Source organism: Amycolatopsis sp. VC5-11 (genome assembly GCF_037034185.1).
GTDB lineage: Bacteria > Actinomycetota > Actinomycetes > Mycobacteriales > Pseudonocardiaceae > Amycolatopsis > Amycolatopsis nivea.
In genome coordinates this window covers 1,151,127-1,166,964 of the sequence record NZ_JBAGKF010000001.1, presented here as the reverse complement: position 1 = coordinate 1,166,964, position 15,838 = coordinate 1,151,127, and the positions used below count along the sequence as shown (strand labels likewise).

Sequence of the window (15,838 nt, the reverse complement as noted above, 5' to 3'; positions counted from 1 at the left end):
GGTGCGCCTAGATACACGGAGCGCCAAAGTTTTTGGGATTTTTGTGAACCTGCCGGTCAGGATGGCCGTCCCACCTCCCCCGGATGCCAACCGTCAGTGACGATCGGTAACCCCTCCGAGAGCGCGGCGGCCCAGGCGCGGTAACCGATCGGGCCAGGGTGGAAACGGTCAGCAGCGAACATTCCCGGACGGAGCAATCCCGGCGCCAACGGGATGTGCGTGACCCCGGGAAGCCGGGTCAGCCCTCGCGCCGCCTGGTCGAGCGCGACCGACCGCGCGCCCAGCAAGTCCCGGAGCGGCCGCGGCAAGGACGGAAAACTCGCCAGCGGGGGCACGCCCGCGAGAACGACCGGGACGTCGCCGACCCTTCGCCGCACCTCGACGATGATTGCCAGCAGATCCCGCCGGTACCGCGCGGCCGAGTGCAGCTCCAGGGTGTCGTTCACGCCGAGGACGACCACCACGACGTCCGCCTCCCGCACGCGCGGAACCAGCTCGTCGAGCACCACCCGCGCCGACGCGCCGGTGATGCCCAGCGCGTGCCACCGCACCTCCCGGTCCGGGTACGCGCCGGCGAGCCCCACCGCGAGCTGGCCGGTGAGCGCGTCGGCGTGGGTGAGCGCGCCGACGCCGTCCACCGTCGATTCGCCGATGACGGTGAGCCGCAACGGACGCCCGGCGCCGAGAGCGCCCTCGATCGGACCCGTGGCCCCGGGAAGCCGCGGAGTCGCCCGACGCACCCGCACCGCCTGCGCGACAAGCACGGGTGCCATCAGGAAAAGGAGGAACAGCCGAAGAACTGCCATGCCTCCGACAGTAACGAGGGGCTACGACAGATCCGGGCTCGCGAGGGGAGTTGTCCACAGGGGATGTGAGTTGTGGACAACCCTGGGGATAGTTTGGGGAAACCCGCTGTCAGCAGCGTGTCTGCAACTGCAGACAGAACCAACGGACACGGGCGGCGAGGACTTCCACTCGGGACGGCAGGGGCGGTGGACGACCCTTCGCGGGCGGCAGGGCCGAGGGCGAACCCGCCATGCACGGCAGCATCTGCGAGCGATTCCGCTACGAGCGGCAGGGTGCGCAGGCAATCCCGCTGCGAGTGGCAGGGTTCGCGGCCTGGCCACACATGTCAGCATCCGCGAGCGATCCCGCCGCGGACGGCAGTGTCCACAGGCAACACCGCTGCAGGTGGCAGGGCCCGCGGGCCTGCCACCCAAGCATCGTGAGCAACCTCGCCGCAGGTGGCAGAGCCCGGGGCAAAGCCACCACACACGTCAGCATCCGCGAGCGATCCCGACCAAGGTGGCCGAGTCCGCAGAACAATCACGCCGCAGCCGCAGGCAAACCTGCCACGCACGTCAGCGACTACGAGCGATCCCGCCGCAAAGCGGCCGAGTCCGCAAGCAAACCCGCCACGCGTCAACGTCCGCAGGCAAACCCACCGCAGGCGGCCGAATCCACAGACAACTCCGCGACACGCGTCAGCATCCGCAGGCAATCCCGCCGCAGGTGTCGGCGACTGCAGACAGGCCCGTCACTGCGCGATCGACACCGTCTTCCCCACCAGCGAGTCGTCCTCAGCCGCGTCCAGCAAGAAGCGCGCCACGTTCGCTCGCGGGATCTGGAACCGCCTCCGCACATCCCGGCCCACCTCGCTGCGCACCTGCTCCCGGGCGGGCTTGTTCGTCAGCCTCGTCGGGCGCACGATCGTCCATCGCACGTCTGGGGCACCGTGCAGGATCGACTCCATTCGCTGCAGGTCGGCGTATCCGTTGCGCAACACCGCACCCAGCAGCGGCTTCACCAGCAGCTTCGAGAACAGGCTGTCGCCGTCCCCGGGCAGGCCGGATGCGCTCACCACCACGAACCTCGTCTGGGAGCCGTGCAGGGCGGTGACCACGGAGCGGGTGCCGTCGGAGTTGACGGTTGTCGGCTTGAGGTCTGCGGGGCCCAGGGCCAGGACGACAGCGTCACGACCGGTTACCGCGTCGGCCAGGCTGGGGTCGGTCAGGGAGTGAACCGCGACGTCCAATCGGGGGTGGGCGGGGACGGTCAACCGCGCGGGGTCGCGGACTACGGCGGTGACGTGCCATCCGCGGGCCAGCGCTTCCCGCACCGCCAGGCCGCCGATTCGGCCGCTCGCGCCCAGGACGGTGATCTTCATCAGAGGCCTCCAAGGAGGGGGTGAGTAAACACTTACCGGCTAGGGTAAGTGAACACCCACCACACTGAGAAGACCCTCAGGGAGCACGCATGGGAAGCCGCGAGGAGATCGTCGCCGCGGCAGCGACGGTCATGCGGGAGCAGGGGTACGCGCACGCCACGACCAAGGCGATCGCGCAGGCCTCCGACTACTCGGAAGCCTTGCTGTACAAGCACTTCCGCGACAAGACGGCGCTCTTCCTCGCGGTGCTGAAAGAGGAACTGCCCGACCTGGTCGCCACAGCGGCGAGGCTCACCGAACATCCGGAGAAGGCCGATCTCAGCGACAATCTCGCCGAGTTGACCACCACGGCACTGGCCTTCTACTGCGCGAGCTTCCCGATCTCCATCTCGATCTTCTCCTCGCGCGACCTGCTCCGCGCCCACCGGGACAGCCTCGAAAACGGTCCCGACCTGCCGATCCAGCACGTCGCCGGCTACCTCGCCGCCGAGGTCAAGCTGGGCAGGCTGCGCGCCGATCTCGACGTCGAGGCCGCGGCCCGGCTGCTGCTCGGGGCTTGTTTCCAGGAGGCGTTCCTCGCGTCCTTCGAGGAACGCCCGCCACGGCCAGACCTCGCCCAGCGGCTCGCCGCGACCCTGGAAAAGCTCGGCTAGTCGCGGTTCTTCCGCAGCTCGTGCCACCGGTCGTACAGGTTGTTGACCTCGACCAGCATGAACGCCAGGAAGTCCCGCATCTCGGCCAGCCGTTTCCCGGCGGGAGTGTCCGGGCCTAGCGCGTCGATGCCTTCGGTGGCCGCGTCGCGCCACATGATCAGGAAGCGGTCGCGTTTGAGGAAAGTCGCGTACCAGAGGTCGTCGTAAAGCTGGTAGTGGTCGCGGCGCTCGCCGGGTTCGCGCACCTTCCGCACCAGGCCGACCTGGTCCAGATACCGCACCGCGCCGGAGATCGCGGCCGGGCTCACCGACAGCTGTTCCGCCAGTTCGGCAGCCGTCAGCTGCCCCGAGTCGGTCGTCATCAGCGCCGCGAACACCCGCGCTGACATGCGCTGCATGCCGATCTGGGACATCACCAGCCCCAGGCTTTCGACGTATCGGCGGACGGCGTCCTCGTCTCTCTTCGTCTCAGGCGTCGTCATCCGTCCATCCTCTCCCACGCGCGCCTGGACGATCACTCGGTCCAGACGTTTTCTTAACTTCACAACTTCATGAAAAGAGTGTAGCTTCCGAACCATGGGAAACGCCATTGCGATCTCCGGCCTGCACAAGGCATTCGGCCGGGTGAAGGCCCTCGACGGCCTTGATCTTCAGGTTCCCGCGGGGGAAGTACACGGATTCCTCGGCCCGAACGGCGCCGGGAAGTCCACCACGATCCGGGTCCTGCTGGGACTGCTGCGCGCCGACGCCGGCGAGGTCCGGCTGCTCGGCGGCGACCCGTGGCGCGACGCGGCGAGCCTGCACCATCGGCTCGCCTACGTGCCCGGCGACGTCAACCTCTGGCCCAACCTGTCCGGCGGCGAGGTCATCGACCTCCTCGGCAGGCTGCGCGGCGGGCTCGACCAGAAGCGCCGCGAGGAACTCGTCGAGCGCTTCGACCTCGACCCGCGCAAGAAGGGCCGCACGTACTCGAAGGGCAACCGGCAGAAGGTCGCCATCGTCGCCGCGCTCGCGTCCACCGTGGACTTGCTGCTGCTCGACGAGCCGACCTCGGGCCTCGACCCGTTGATGGAGGCCACTTTCCAGGAGGTCATCCAGGAAGAACGCGCGCAGGGCCGTACCGTTTTGCTGTCCAGCCACATCCTCGCCGAGGTGGAAGCCTTGTGCGACAAGGTGAGCATCATCCGCAACGGGCGCACGGTCGAGTCCGGCACGCTCGCCGAACTGCGCCATCTCACCCGCACGTCGATCACCGCGGAGCTGTGCGGACCGCCGAACGGCCTGGCCAGGCTTTCCGACGTGCATGACCTGAAGGTCGAAGGCAACCGCGTCCGCTTCGACGTCGAGACGCGCTCGCTCGAGGACGCACTGCGCCAGATGACCGAGGTCGGCGTGCGCAGCCTGGAGAGCAGGCCGCCGACCCTCGAGGAACTCTTCCTGCGCCACTACGCGGACGAACTCGAGGCCGGGAAATGAGCGGCGCGCTCAACGGCACCGGGCCGCTGTTCCGGCTCGCCCTGCGCCGCGACCGGATCATCCTGCCGATCTGGATCGTCCTGCTCAGCCTCATCCCGGTGGCCACGATCAGCAGCTACGACCAGTTCTATCCGACCGCCGCGAGCCGGGCCGGACTCGTCGCGTCGGCCGCCGCGAACCCGTCGTTCGCGCTGCTCTACGGCCCGGCGTTCAACCTCGGCACGGCGGGCGGGTTCATCGCCTGGCGGATGGGCGGGTTCCTGGCGCTGCTGACCGCCCTGATGGCGGTCTTCACGCTCACCCGGCACACCCGCGCGGAGGAGGACACCGGCCGCGCCGAACTGCTCGCGTCCACTGTGGTCGGTCGGTACGCGCCGCTCACCGCCGCGCTCGCGGTGACCGGCGGGGCGAGCGTGCTGATCGGGGTGCTCCAAGCGGTCACGCTGGCGGCGAAGGTTCCCGCGGCGGGTTCCGTCGCGCTCGGCGCGAGCACCGCGCTTGCTGGGCTGGTTTTCACCGGCGTCGCCGCGGTCGCCGCGCAGCTCGGCGAGTACTCGCGCACCGCGAATGGCATCGGTACGGCCGTGCTCGGCGTCGCGTTTCTGTTGCGTGGCGCGGGTGATTCGACCACCGACGCGCATTGGTTGTCATGGCTGTCGCCGCTCGGCTGGGCGCAGCAGATCCGGCCGTTCGCCGAAGAACGTTGGTGGGTCCTGATTTTGCCCGTCGCGACCACGCTCGTGCTGTTTGTCGTGGCCTACGCGCTGCTGCCACGTCGTGACGTCGGCGTCGGCCTGCTTCCGCCACGGCTCGGGCCGAGCGAGGCCGCGCCGTCGTTGCGGTCGCCGTTTTCGCTGGCCTGGCGGCTGCAGCGGGGTCCGTTGTTCGGCTGGCTGATCGGGCTCGCGGTCGGCGGGGCGTTGTTCGGGACGATCGCGCAGGGCATTTCCGGACTGGTCGGCGGCACCGAGCAGAGCAGGCAGATCTTCGAACGGCTCGGCGGATCGCACGGACTGGTCGACGCTTTCCTCGCGACGATGGTGAGCCTGTTCGCGATGCTCGCCTCGCTCTACGGCGTGCAGGCGACGCTGCGGATGCGCACCGAGGAGACCTCGATCCGGCTCGAACCGCTGCTGGCCACGCGGGTCGGACGGCTGCGCTGGGCCGCGAGCCACCTCGTGTTCGCGTTCCTCGGCAGCGCGTTGCTCGTACTCGTCGGCGGCCTGCTGCTCGGGCTGTCGAACGGGCTGCGCGGCGGTGACGTCGGCCGCTCGGTCGGGAACATGGTCGCGGCCGTCGCGGTGCAGGTGCCCGCGGCGTGGGTGATCGTCGCGGTGGCCGCGCTGATCTTCGGACTGCTGCCGAAACTGGCGACCGCCGCGTGGGGCGTGGCGGCGCTGGCGTTGCTGATCAGCATGTTCGGGCCGGTCGTCAACGCGCCGCAGGTGCTGCTGGACGTCTCGCCGTTCCAGCATCCGCCGAAGGTGCCCGGCGCGGTGTTCACCGCGGTGCCGCTGGTGGTGTTGCTGGCGGTCTCGGCGGTGGTGCTCGCGGTGGGACTGACCGGCTGGCGGCGGCGCGACGTCGGCTGAGGTCAGCGTTCGTCGCGGACGAACCCACTGGTCGGGCCCAGCGTGGTCGGCGGGGGTGCCGACGGGCTCGACGGGGTCGGGGTGACCGACACCGTCGCCGTGGTCGTGCGCGGCGGCGGGGCCGGGGGTGCCGGCGGGCGGTGGGTCACGGTGATCGGCGGCAGAGGGAGGCCGGTCACCGTGACCGTCACCTGCTGCACGGGCGGCGGGGTGGGCGGCGACGACTCTCCGGCCGGACGCGGAGTGCGACCGGCGACCAGCAGCGCGGCGACCAGCAGTCCGCCTGCCAGTCCGGCGAGACCGGTCACGACGACATAACCCCAGGTGGGAGCGGTGTCCGACATCCGGCACCTCCTCGCCGCACGGTCACTCGGCTACGAGGGTTCGTCGCGTTGATCATAGGTGCCGTTACGCAGTGTGCAACTTGATATATACCGACTCAACTTATGTCACACTGGCCTTATGAGGGGGATTCTCCGCTCGCCGGACTTCCGGCGGCTCTGGCTCGCCGACGGCCTCAGCCAGGTCGGCAACCGCATCGACTTCCTCGTGATCCCGCTGCTGGCGACCACCACGCTCGCCGCGTCCGTGGCCCAGGTTTCGCTGCTGCGGACGCTGAGCACGCTCCCGTACCTGCTGCTCGGACTGCAGGCGGGCGCGTGGTGCGACCGGATGCGCAACCGGCCGGTGCTGATCACCGCCGACCTCGCCCGCGCGGTGCTCATCGGCTCGGTGCCGCTCGCCGCGGTGTTCGGGTCGCTGACGCTGGGCCATCTGTACGTCGTCGTGCTGCTGGCCGGCGGGTTCACGGTTTTCTTCAACGTCGCGCACCAGACCTACCTGCCGAACCTCGTCGAACGCGGCGAACTGCCCGCCGCGAACGCCCGGCTGCAGACGAATCTGTCCGTCGCCGCGATCGCCGGGCCGGGGCTCGGCGGGATGATCGTGCAGTTCATCGGCGGCGCGGGCGCGATGGCGGTCGACGCGGTGACTTACCTGTGGTCCGCCGCGTGGCTGCGCCGGATTCGCACGCCGGACGTGCGGCCCGAGCCCGCTGAGCGGAACCTTCGCCGCGAAATCGGCGAAGGGCTGCGGACAGTTCTGCGCAATCCGCTCCTGCGGGCGATCGCCCTGCACGGTGCCGCGTCGAGCCTGTTCCAGTCGATGTTCATGGCGGTGTCGATGGTGTTCATGGTCCGCGACCTGCACGTCGCACCGTTCATGATCGGCTTGCTCGGCACGATCTCGCTGTTCGGCGCCCTGCTCGCGAGCGGAGTCGCGCGACGGCTCGGCGCTCGCTTCGGTGCCGCGCGGGCGTTGTATTTCGGTGCCGCCGTGTACAGCGTTTCGTTCCTGTGCAACGCTTTCGCGACCCAAGACTGGGGCCTCGCCTGGTGGGTGGCGGGCGGTTTCGGGTCAAGTTTCGGGATCATCGTGCTCGGCGTGTTCGAGACGAGCTTCCGGCAGGCGGTCACCCCGCACGAGCTGCTGGGCCGCGTCTCGTCGGTGTCACAGACGGTCGTTTTCGGCATCGCCCCGCTCGGCAGTCTGCTCGGCGGCTTGATCGCGGAACTCACCACAACCCGGGTCACGCTGTACGTCTGCGGCATCGGAATCCTTGCCGCGTCAGCGATTCTCATTGCTTCGCCGCTTCGCAAGATGCGCGATCTGCCCATAGCCGAGAGTGCGGTCAAGAACGATTAGCGGGACAGCAAGCGCGGCTAGCACGGCTCCGATGAGGCTGACCCACGTGAGGGCCGTGCCTTGGGTCAGCGCGGCGGCCGCCAGGATCGGAGTGGCGCTGATCCCCAGTTGGAAAGCCGAAACCGTGGTCGCCCCAGCGAGTGTCGGGGCGTCGGCGGCGATCGCGAAGACCCGGCCGTAGATCGCGGGATTCAGCACGAAAGCCGCTATCCCGAGCAGGAAAACAGTGGGCAGCACCGCCCACGTGTGATGGATCGCGAAGATCAGGACGACCGAAAGCAGCACGATCGCGACGGCTCCGGCGAGAAGCGCGGCGTGGGGTCGCCGGTCGGAGATGCGTCCGCCGATGGACAGGCCGGCGAAAGCACCGACGCCGAACAGCGCGAGGATCGCGGGAATCCAGACCGTGGGTACGCCGGTGATCTCAGCGAGCATGGCGGAGAGGTAGTTGAACGTGATCATGTACGCCGCCGTCGTCAGGATCGTGATCCCGAAAATGCCCCAGAGCCGCGGTTTGCGGATCGTGGCCAGCTCTCGCGACACACTCGGTCGCGCCGTTGACCGGGTCGCCGCGGGGATCCCGAGCGAGCAGGCGACGACTCCGGCGAGCGTCAGTGCCACGACAGCCCAGAATCCGCCGCGCCACTGGGTGAAATGGCTGAGCAGGGTGCCTGCCGGTCCGCCCGCGACCATGGCCACGCTCAGGCCGCTGACCACGACACCGGAGGCGCGGGCGTTGCGGTCCGGGGTGACGAGACCGATCGCGGTCACCGACGCGACGGCGAAGAAGCCCGCGTACGAGACACCCGAGACGACCCGGCTCACCAGCAAAACCTGGTAGTCGCCCAGCAATCCGGCGGCGACGCTCACCGCGAACACCCCTTGGGTCGCGATCAGCGCGGCGCGACGGGGCCAGCGCAGGCTGAGCACGGCGAACGGCGGCCCGCCGAGGACGACCCCCAGCGCGAACGCGGTGATGAGAAATCCGGCGGAGGACAGCGAAACCTGGAGGTCGTCGGCCACCGCGGGCAGCACGCCCGCCAGGAGAAATTCCGCGCTGCCCATCGCGAACAGGCTGAAGGCGAGCAGGTACACGCCTAGAGGAAGTCGGCCGCTGCTCGGGTCGGCGCGCACACCGTCGGCGGTGGCACAAGTTGTCGAGTCCATGGGGACAAACTTCCGCGACCAGGATCGGAAGCGGCAAGAAACGTTGCCGTTTCCGGGGCGCATTGGTTGACTGCGCCGCATGAGCGACCAGCCCACCGTCGACAGCGTGCTCGAGCAGATCGCGCCCCGGCTGCTACAGGCGCGGGACAAACAGGGCGTCAGCCTCGCCGACCTCGCGCGAGCCACCGGCATCTCGACCAGCACGTTGTCCCGTCTGGAATCCGGACAGCGCAAACCGAGTCTCGAACTACTGTTGCCGATCACCGCGGCACTGGGCGTCCCGTTCGACGAGATCGTCACCGCGCCGCGGATCGTCGACCCGCGCGTGCCCCAGCAACCCGCGAAGAAGGACGGGCGCGTGCTGATCGCGTTGTCCCGGCACCAGGGGGAAATCCGCGCCTACAAACAGCTCATCCCGGCGCACGACGAAGAGCCCCACCTGCGCACCCACGACGGGCACGAGTGGCTCTACGTTCTGCGCGGACGCCTACGCGTACGCCTGAGCGATCACGACTTCATCATGGGACCCGGCGAAGCAGCCGAATTCGACTGCCACATCACGCACTGGTTCGGTGCCGCCGGCAAGGGCGACGTCGAAATCCTCAGTCTCTTCAGCAAGTCCGGCGAGCGCATCCACCTGCGCACCGGTCGCCGCTAGGGCCCGTCCGGCGGATCATGTGACTGCTTCAGTGACGGGTCGTTGGCATGGCTATGGGGCGGGGAGATCTGACGAATGAGGAGTGGGCACGGCTGAAGCCGCATCTGCCCATGACAGGGCAGAGGGGCGGACGTGGGGAGAACCATCGCAGGGTCATCAACGGGATCCTCTTCCGGCTCCGGACCGGGGCGCCGTGGCGGGATCTGCCTGAACATTTCGGTCCGTGGAAGACGGTGTACGAGAGGCATCGGCGGTGGTCGGCGGACGGCACCTGGGACAGGATCTTCGCGGCCGTCCTGGTCGATGCTGATGCCGAGGGCCGTATCGACTGGTCGATGGCGAGCGTGGACTCGACGTCCTGCCGTGCCCATCAGCACGCAGCTGGCGCATGCAAGAGTCCGCCGAGGGTGCCGGGAAAAAGGCGCACGCCCCGGCAACACCGTCCCGACGAGGGACTCGGACGCTCTCGGGGCGGACTGACATGCAAAATCCATCTCGGTGGAGACAAGGCATACTCCTCTCGCCGAAACCGCCGCTACCCGCGGCGACGCCAGATCAAGCACACCATCCCCGAGCCGAAGGACCAGCGAGCCCACCGCCAACGTCGCGGCAGTCGAGGTGGCAGGCCCACGGGCTTCAACAAGGCGATCTGCAAGCGCAGAAACGAAGTCGAGAGGACGATCAACGCCTTGAAGAACTTCCGGGCGGTGGCCACGAGGTTCGACAAGCGCGCCTACGTCTTCCACGGATCCGTGACGGTGCTCGCGATACGCCTTTGGATCCGCACTGAGCCGCTACAGGCCTCTCCAGCGATGAGCGCCAAATCGACGTCACAGGCTCTTTACTTCAACCAAGCTTGAGGTAAGACGATCTTCTGGAGTGGTCCGCGAGAAGCGGAGCTCGGGGATGAAGGGCAGGCCAATGGAGACAGTGACCGAATGGATCAAGAAGAACTCCCATGCGCTCGTGAACAGGAAGCCTGACGAGCCACTGGACGATCTGCGGCCGCTCGCCCCACTGGTGCGGGACGCCAAGATCGTGGCGCTTGGAGCAGCTGCCCGACAGACACGCGAATTATCGGACGTGGCGCATCGCATCGTGCGGCTGCTGGTGGAAGAAGAGGGGTTCCGCTCCCTTGCATTGGAGGGCGACGACCCTGGCCGCCTCGGCCTGGACGTCTATGTCGCCACCGGCGATGGAGACCCTCGTGCATTGCTGGGAAGGGCACGGCCGTTCTGGCAGACCGCCGAGATCCTCGATCTCGTCCACTGGATGCGGTCCTATAACAAGCGTCACCCCGGCGACCCGGTACGTTTCGCCCAGTTCCCTGCCGAACCGGTGCGGCATACCACCCGGCTCGATGGTCTGGCCGAACTGGAACGCACGCTGGCCGACGGTGTGAGCTGGTGGCAGCAGCTCACCGGCGACAAGGTCGTCTACTGGGGCGGTATGGCGCACACCGCCATCGGCGCCCCTCGTACCGTGTCCCCCTCCGAGCCCCTGGAGTCGCACCAGAATATGGGCGGATACCTGCGGGAACGACTGGGACTGGACTACCGGTCCGTTGGCCTGACCATGGCGCATGGTTCGATCGGTCAGCCCCTGCCCGCTCCACGCCCCGACTTCGTCGACAGCCTGCTGCATGCGGCCGCCGAGAACATGGCGGGATACGTCCTGGATCTCGGCACATCGCTACCCGAGCCGATCCGCCGCCTCCTGGACGCCCCGACGCGCACGCGGTTGATCGGCTCGTTCTACGACCCCCGGGATGATGCGGCCTACCACATGTCGGGCGGGTCGCTCGCGAGCTGGTTCGACGTCGTCGTCCACACGCAAGAGGTGACACCGTCCCGGCCCTTGCCCTGAAGGCTGCCCGGCGGAGCATTCCGCAGACGCCGGCTCCGTCACTTAGATATGCACTGAGCCGCCGGACAGGACCTAGACCTTGCGCAGACCGTCCAGCAGTACGCGCACCAGGTGCCGGCTGTCCGGTGTAAACCGCTCCACCGCGAGCGCGCCGACGATGAGCGCGCGCAGGTCTTCGCCGTCGATGTCCGTGCGTACAGCGCCCGCGGCTTGCGCGCGTTCCAGAAGCGCAGTGAGGTTCACGCGAAACCGCTCCGCTGCTTCAGCCTTGTACGCGGAACCGCTGGTCTCACCGAGCGCTTCGCAGATCGCACGGTTACGCGACGCCTGCTCGATGACGCGCGTGAAGTAGTCGTAGAACGCTTCGCCGGGCGCGTCCGAGTCGATCAACTCCTGCGCCTCGACGCCGTACTGCTCCAGCCGTTCCACGACGACGGCCTGGAACAGCGCTTCCTTGCTGGGGAAATGCCGGTAGACAGTGCCCGCGCCGACGCCAGCCAGCCGCGCGATGTCGTCGAGGGGCACCGAGAGCCCGTCGACGGCGAACGCTGCTTCGGCGGCAGCCAGCACACGGGCGCGGTTCCGGCGCGCGTCCGCGCGGAGCGCAGGCTTCTCCACCGGCTGTCTCCTCTGCTCTCAAAGTGGTGCGGTCGTCCGATTCTTCCTTGGAACGATCTGCGCCGCTTCTGACCGTGTCTCAGATCTCCAGACCGTCGTTGACAACCGGAGTGCAGGCTCCGTATCGTCGTAAGCGGGTGCCCCGTTCCGATTATCCCCCGTCTTCCCGAGTGAGGTTCCGATGCCCCGCACCGTGTCCGAAGTGGCCGAGATCGTCGCGAACGCGCTGAGCGCCTTCGACGCCGCGCCGCTCGCCGACGTTCTCGCCGAGGACGCCGTCTACGAAATCCCGTTCACCGGCCACCGCTCGGCCGGCCGGGACGCAGTGCTGGCCACGCTCGGCGCGGGCAGCGCCGTCGCGGCCCGGATCGGCCTGGAGAAAGTCAAGGTCACGACCACGGAGACGGCGGACGGGTTCGCCGTCGAGCTCGTCGCCGAGGGCCGCAACCCGCACACCGGGCACAGCTACCGGCTCCCGTCGTCCGCCGGGCTGCTGACCGTGCGGGACGGCGAGGTCACCAGGTACCGCGACTACCCGAACCACGGCGCGGCGACCGCGTTGCACGGGACGAAGGAGGTCTTCCAGCGTTTCCTCGACGCGGCTGTCGACAATCGCTGGGACGATCTCGCCGACCTGTACTCCGACGACGTCGTGATCGAAATCCCGTTCGCGCCGGCCGGAGTGCCGAAGGTGACGCGCGACCGGGAGGAGTTGCGCAAACGCTTTCACCAAGCAGGAGAGCGCCGCCGGATCACCAAGGCGGACCGGGTCGTGGTGTACGAGACCAGCGATCCGGAGGTGCTGGTGGCGGAATACGACCTGCACGGCGAGTACGAGGGCAAGCCGTATGTGTCGACGTACGCGATGGTGCTGACGGTGCGCGACGGCCGGATCGTGCACTCCCGCGACTACTCGGGCGCGCCTAGGTTCGAGGAGTAATCCCGCGGATGTCGTGGTCCGCGCCAGGAGCCGCGAACTTCAGCAGAAGCGAACCTTCGGTCTCGACCTCGGCGCGTTCGGCGGCGGTCAGCGGCCGGAACGGCTCGATCTCCAGCGTCGCCGACGTCTTGTCCTGCCGCAGCTTCCACGCCCCGGCGACCTGACCGTCCACCAGGAAAGTGGCGCGCACTCCGTTGCCGGTCATGACGCGTTTGCGGTCTTCGGTGGAGATCACCCGGGTGCGGTCGGCGTGCGAGGCCAGCAGGTTGTCGTACTCCGGCAGGAAGCGGACCGGCGCCGGAGCGTCGGCGGCGGGGCGGGGTGCGTCCGGCAGGTCGAACAGCTCCGTCCCGCCTTCGTCCCGGAAGACCGCCAGCCGCGGCCGCAAGCTTTCCAGGACCGGACGCAGCCGGGTTCGGCCTGCCCAGGTCTGCACGTCGGCGGCCGAGGCCGGGCCGAAGGCGGCGAGGTAGCGCAGCACGATCTGTTCGGCATCGGCGGCGGAGGCCGGTTCGGTTCCGGTCCAATCGGCCGCCGCCGCGTACCGGGTGGCGCCGCCGATGCCCCAGACCGCTCGCGGCGGCACTTGCACCAGCGGCACGAGGTTGCGCACGACGGTGGCGAGCGCGTGCGGCTCGCGGTCAGGCCACTGTTCGTGCAATGCCGCCCGGAGTTCCTTGGGGGTGAGCGGCTGGGCGCGAAGTAGCGCCCGGCCCGACTCCGCCACGGCCGCGCGGTCCACCCCGGCCAGCGGAGCCTTGAACGCAGTGTCGAGTTCGCGGTCGAGCGCGTCTTGCGACCACGGACGCAAGACGCGGTAGTCCGCCACGGTGACCAGGTGAACGGTGCTGCGCATCAGGGCCACCCGCACCAGCCGGCGTTCGGTCAGCGCGTCCGCCAGGTCGGCGGTACGGAACGCCCGGATCCGGCTCCAAAGCCCGAAGTAAGGCGCGTACGGCGCCTGCGCTTGCATGCCGACCAGCCGCGCGACCGCCTCCTCGACGGTCGCGTCGGCCCGTTCCAGCAGCCACTGACGAGCCAGCAGAGCGCGTCCCAGCGTTCGCCGCCCGAGCGTCATGGTGCGGTCCTTTCGGTCGTCGATCAGCTGCTGAAGTCGGCTCGGTGATCCGCGGTCCACTGGGCGTAGCTGCGGGCCGGGTGCCCGGTGACCTGCTCGACGATGTCGTTGACCGGTGCGGGCTTGCCGACCGTCTGCGCCATGAGGTCGAACAGGGCGGCCAGGAATTCCGGGTCCATGAACTGGCTCATCTGCTCCCGGACGGGTTCCGGATCGAGGTCTTCGACGACGAGCGGACGCCCCAGCGTCTCGCCGAGGACGCGAACCTGGTCCGCCTGGGTCATCGAGTCCGGGCCGGTCAGATCGTAGGCCTGCCCGGCGTGCCCGCCGCCGGTCAGGATCCGCGCGGCGACCTCCGCGACGTCCCGTTCGTGCACGGCGCTGAACGCCGCTTCGGCATACGGCACGCGGATGACGTCGCCGTGCGGAAGCTGCATCGCGAACGTCAGCGAGTTGATGGCGGGGAACAACAGCCGCAGGAACGTCCACTCGATGCCGGTCTCCTCGACGGCCCGCTCCACGTCACGGTGGTACTGGGCGATCACGTCAGGCTGGTGTTCGGCGCCGGGAACGACCGCTCCGGAGGACAGCAGCACCAGCCGCCGCACCCCGGCCTTGACCGCGGCCGCGAGCAGCGGAGCGACGTCCATCCCGTACTGGAGGACCAGGAACGCGGCTTCCACCCCGGCCAGCGCCGGCGGCAGAGTCTCGGGCTTGGTCAGATCTGCGCGGACCACGTCGACCCCTTCCGGGAGTCCGGCCCGCTCCGGTGCGCGGGTCAGCGCCCGCACCGGCGCACCCGCGGCGACCAGTTCTTCCACTGCCTGACGTCCGAAGTGGGCGGTGGCTCCGATGACGAGATACATGCGTGGTTCCTCCGTGCGGTTCCGTTTTCCGACTTGTCCCCACCGTAGGAGCCGATTAGGCAAGCTACGTTCCTATTCGCGAGGGATACTGAAAAAATGCTGGAAACCTCGGCGCGGTTGCTGCGCTTGCTCTCGCTGCTCCAGACGCCCCGCGAATGGACCGGAGGCGAACTGGCCGAACGGCTGTCGGTCAGTCCCCGCACCATCCGCAACGACGTCGAACGCCTGCGCACCCTCGGCTATCCGGTGCACGGCAGCCGCGGTTCGGTGGGCGGCTACCGGCTCGGGGCCGGGGCCGCGCTGCCGCCGCTCCTGCTCGACGACGAGGAAGCGGTCGCGGTGGCGATCGGGCTGCGCACCGCTGCCGGAGGCACGATCACCGGCGTCGAGGAGACTTCGCTGCGCGCGCTGGCCAAACTGGAGAAGGTTCTGCCCGCCCGGCTCCGGCGGCGGGTCGACGCAATCCAGCGCTTCGCCGTCGCGGTGCCTCGGGACGACCTCGGCCCGCGGGTGGACGCGGACGTCCTCAGCACCCTCACCGCCGCCTGCCGCGACCACGAACGCGTGCGCTTCGACTACCTCGGCCACGAGGGCACCGAGAGCAGGCGAGACGTGGAGCCGTACCGGCTGGTCAACTGGGGACGCCGGTGGTACCTCGTCGCGTTCGACACCGCGCGGGACGACTGGCGGACCTTCCGCGTGGACCGGATCAGCCCACGCACCCCGGCCGGGCCCCGGTTCCCGCCCCGCGACCTCCCCGAAGAAGCAGTCGACCAAGTACGCCGGGGCGTTTCCTCAGCCGCGTGGCGTTACCGGGCGCGAGTCGTGGCGCAGGTGTCCGCGGAAACGCTGGCCGAGCGGATCAATCCCGCGATCGGCGCTATCACGCCGATTGACGACAACCGTTGCGTGCTGGATACGGGTGCGGACAGCGTCGAGACTCTCGCTGTTCATCTCGGTTCGCTCGGGGTCGACTTCACGGTGACGGAACCACCCGAACTCGTCGAGGCCGTGCGTGCTCTCGGGGAGCGGTATCAGCGCGCTGTCCGGTGA

General features: G+C 68.8%; 16 protein-coding genes and 1 pseudogene. 9 read left to right on the top strand and 8 right to left on the bottom strand.

Annotated features, from left to right (window positions below; genetic code table 11):
• Window positions 1–56: 56 nt before the first annotated feature.
• Together WA670_RS05800 and WA670_RS05795 are read right to left on the bottom strand one after the other, a co-directional pair.
• Window positions 57–806, bottom strand: coding sequence for an SGNH/GDSL hydrolase family protein (locus WA670_RS05800; RefSeq protein WP_134663848.1), 750 nt, complete (start codon window positions 804–806; stop codon window positions 57–59).
• Window positions 807–1,537: 731 nt separating this feature from the next.
• Window positions 1,538–2,167 carry an NAD(P)-dependent oxidoreductase gene (locus tag WA670_RS05795; RefSeq protein WP_336157082.1) on the bottom strand — a complete coding sequence of 210 codons (630 nt, stop codon included), beginning with the start codon at window positions 2,165–2,167 and terminating at the stop codon, window positions 1,538–1,540.
• An 89-nt stretch (window positions 2,168–2,256) separates the two neighbouring features.
• On the opposite strand from WA670_RS05795, the gene WA670_RS05790 reads away from it, so the two are divergent.
• Window positions 2,257–2,820 carry a TetR/AcrR family transcriptional regulator gene (locus tag WA670_RS05790; RefSeq protein WP_336157081.1) on the top strand — a complete coding sequence of 188 codons (564 nt, stop codon included), beginning with the start codon at window positions 2,257–2,259 and terminating at the stop codon, window positions 2,818–2,820.
• Here the strand turns inward: WA670_RS05790 and WA670_RS05785 are convergent.
• Window positions 2,817–3,302, bottom strand: a complete 486-nt coding sequence (locus tag WA670_RS05785) for a GbsR/MarR family transcriptional regulator (RefSeq protein WP_037807294.1) — start codon at window positions 3,300–3,302, stop codon at window positions 2,817–2,819. The genes WA670_RS05790 and WA670_RS05785 overlap by 4 nt on opposite strands.
• A 94-nt stretch (window positions 3,303–3,396) precedes the next feature.
• Between WA670_RS05785 and WA670_RS05780 the strand changes: the two genes are divergently transcribed.
• Both WA670_RS05780 and WA670_RS05775 read left to right on the top strand, forming a co-directional pair.
• The gene (locus WA670_RS05780; RefSeq protein WP_043837696.1) at window positions 3,397–4,296 is read left to right on the top strand and encodes an ABC transporter ATP-binding protein; all 900 of its coding nucleotides are present in this window, start codon (window positions 3,397–3,399) and stop codon (window positions 4,294–4,296) included.
• Complete coding sequence (locus tag WA670_RS05775; protein WP_336157080.1) at window positions 4,293–5,888, top strand: ABC transporter permease; 1,596 nt, start codon at window positions 4,293–4,295, stop codon at window positions 5,886–5,888. Before WA670_RS05780 ends, WA670_RS05775 begins: the two co-directional genes overlap by 4 nt.
• Before the next feature lie 2 nt (window positions 5,889–5,890).
• On the opposite strand, the gene WA670_RS05770 is transcribed toward WA670_RS05775, so the two are convergent.
• Window positions 5,891–6,232 carry a hypothetical protein gene (locus WA670_RS05770; protein WP_037807288.1) on the bottom strand — a complete coding sequence of 114 codons (342 nt, stop codon included), beginning with the start codon at window positions 6,230–6,232 and terminating at the stop codon, window positions 5,891–5,893.
• A gap of 118 nt (window positions 6,233–6,350) precedes the next feature.
• Here WA670_RS05770 and WA670_RS05765 point away from each other — a divergent pair, with 118 nt between their 5' ends.
• On the top strand, window positions 6,351–7,592 hold the full coding sequence (locus WA670_RS05765; RefSeq protein WP_336157079.1) for an MFS transporter: 1,242 nt from the start codon (window positions 6,351–6,353) through the stop codon (window positions 7,590–7,592).
• On the opposite strand, the gene WA670_RS05760 is transcribed toward WA670_RS05765, so the two are convergent.
• Window positions 7,515–8,759 carry an MFS transporter gene (locus WA670_RS05760; protein ID WP_336157078.1) on the bottom strand — a complete coding sequence of 415 codons (1,245 nt, stop codon included), beginning with the start codon at window positions 8,757–8,759 and terminating at the stop codon, window positions 7,515–7,517. The two genes, WA670_RS05765 and WA670_RS05760, sit on opposite strands and share 78 nt — an antisense overlap.
• 79 nt (window positions 8,760–8,838) lie before the next feature.
• Between WA670_RS05760 and WA670_RS05755 the strand changes: the two genes are divergently transcribed.
• The 3 genes and pseudogenes from WA670_RS05755 to WA670_RS05745 all read left to right on the top strand — a co-directional run bounded on the left by WA670_RS05755 (window position 8,839) and on the right by WA670_RS05745 (window position 11,283).
• Window positions 8,839–9,417, top strand: a complete 579-nt coding sequence (locus WA670_RS05755) for a helix-turn-helix domain-containing protein (RefSeq protein ID WP_336157077.1) — start codon at window positions 8,839–8,841, stop codon at window positions 9,415–9,417.
• 53 nt (window positions 9,418–9,470) lie between these two features.
• Window positions 9,471–10,202 (top strand): annotated as a pseudogene (locus WA670_RS05750) (IS5 family transposase); the annotation flags it as partial.
• A 145-nt stretch (window positions 10,203–10,347) separates the two neighbouring features.
• A complete protein-coding gene (locus WA670_RS05745; RefSeq protein WP_336157076.1) occupies window positions 10,348–11,283 on the top strand; it encodes an erythromycin esterase family protein in 936 nt (311 codons plus the stop codon).
• Window positions 11,284–11,355: 72 nt separating this feature from the next.
• On the opposite strand, the gene WA670_RS05740 is transcribed toward WA670_RS05745, so the two are convergent.
• Window positions 11,356–11,901 carry a TetR/AcrR family transcriptional regulator gene (locus tag WA670_RS05740; protein WP_037807285.1) on the bottom strand — a complete coding sequence of 182 codons (546 nt, stop codon included), beginning with the start codon at window positions 11,899–11,901 and terminating at the stop codon, window positions 11,356–11,358.
• 181 nt (window positions 11,902–12,082) lie between these two features.
• On the opposite strand from WA670_RS05740, the gene WA670_RS05735 reads away from it, so the two are divergent.
• Window positions 12,083–12,841: a nuclear transport factor 2 family protein gene (locus WA670_RS05735; RefSeq protein ID WP_134732644.1), complete on the top strand. Its 759-nt coding sequence runs from the start codon at window positions 12,083–12,085 to the stop codon at window positions 12,839–12,841.
• On the opposite strand, the gene WA670_RS05730 is transcribed toward WA670_RS05735, so the two are convergent.
• Together WA670_RS05730 and WA670_RS05725 are read right to left on the bottom strand one after the other, a co-directional pair.
• A complete protein-coding gene (locus WA670_RS05730; RefSeq protein ID WP_336157075.1) occupies window positions 12,825–13,919 on the bottom strand; it encodes a winged helix DNA-binding domain-containing protein in 1,095 nt (364 codons plus the stop codon). The two genes, WA670_RS05735 and WA670_RS05730, sit on opposite strands and share 17 nt — an antisense overlap.
• A gap of 23 nt (window positions 13,920–13,942) precedes the next feature.
• Window positions 13,943–14,785 (bottom strand): NAD(P)H-binding protein, encoded by an 843-nt coding sequence (locus tag WA670_RS05725; RefSeq protein ID WP_336157074.1) that lies wholly within the window; start codon window positions 14,783–14,785, stop codon window positions 13,943–13,945.
• 96 nt (window positions 14,786–14,881) lie between these two features.
• Between WA670_RS05725 and WA670_RS05720 the strand changes: the two genes are divergently transcribed.
• Window positions 14,882–15,838: a helix-turn-helix transcriptional regulator gene (locus WA670_RS05720; RefSeq protein WP_336157073.1), complete on the top strand. Its 957-nt coding sequence runs from the start codon at window positions 14,882–14,884 to the stop codon at window positions 15,836–15,838.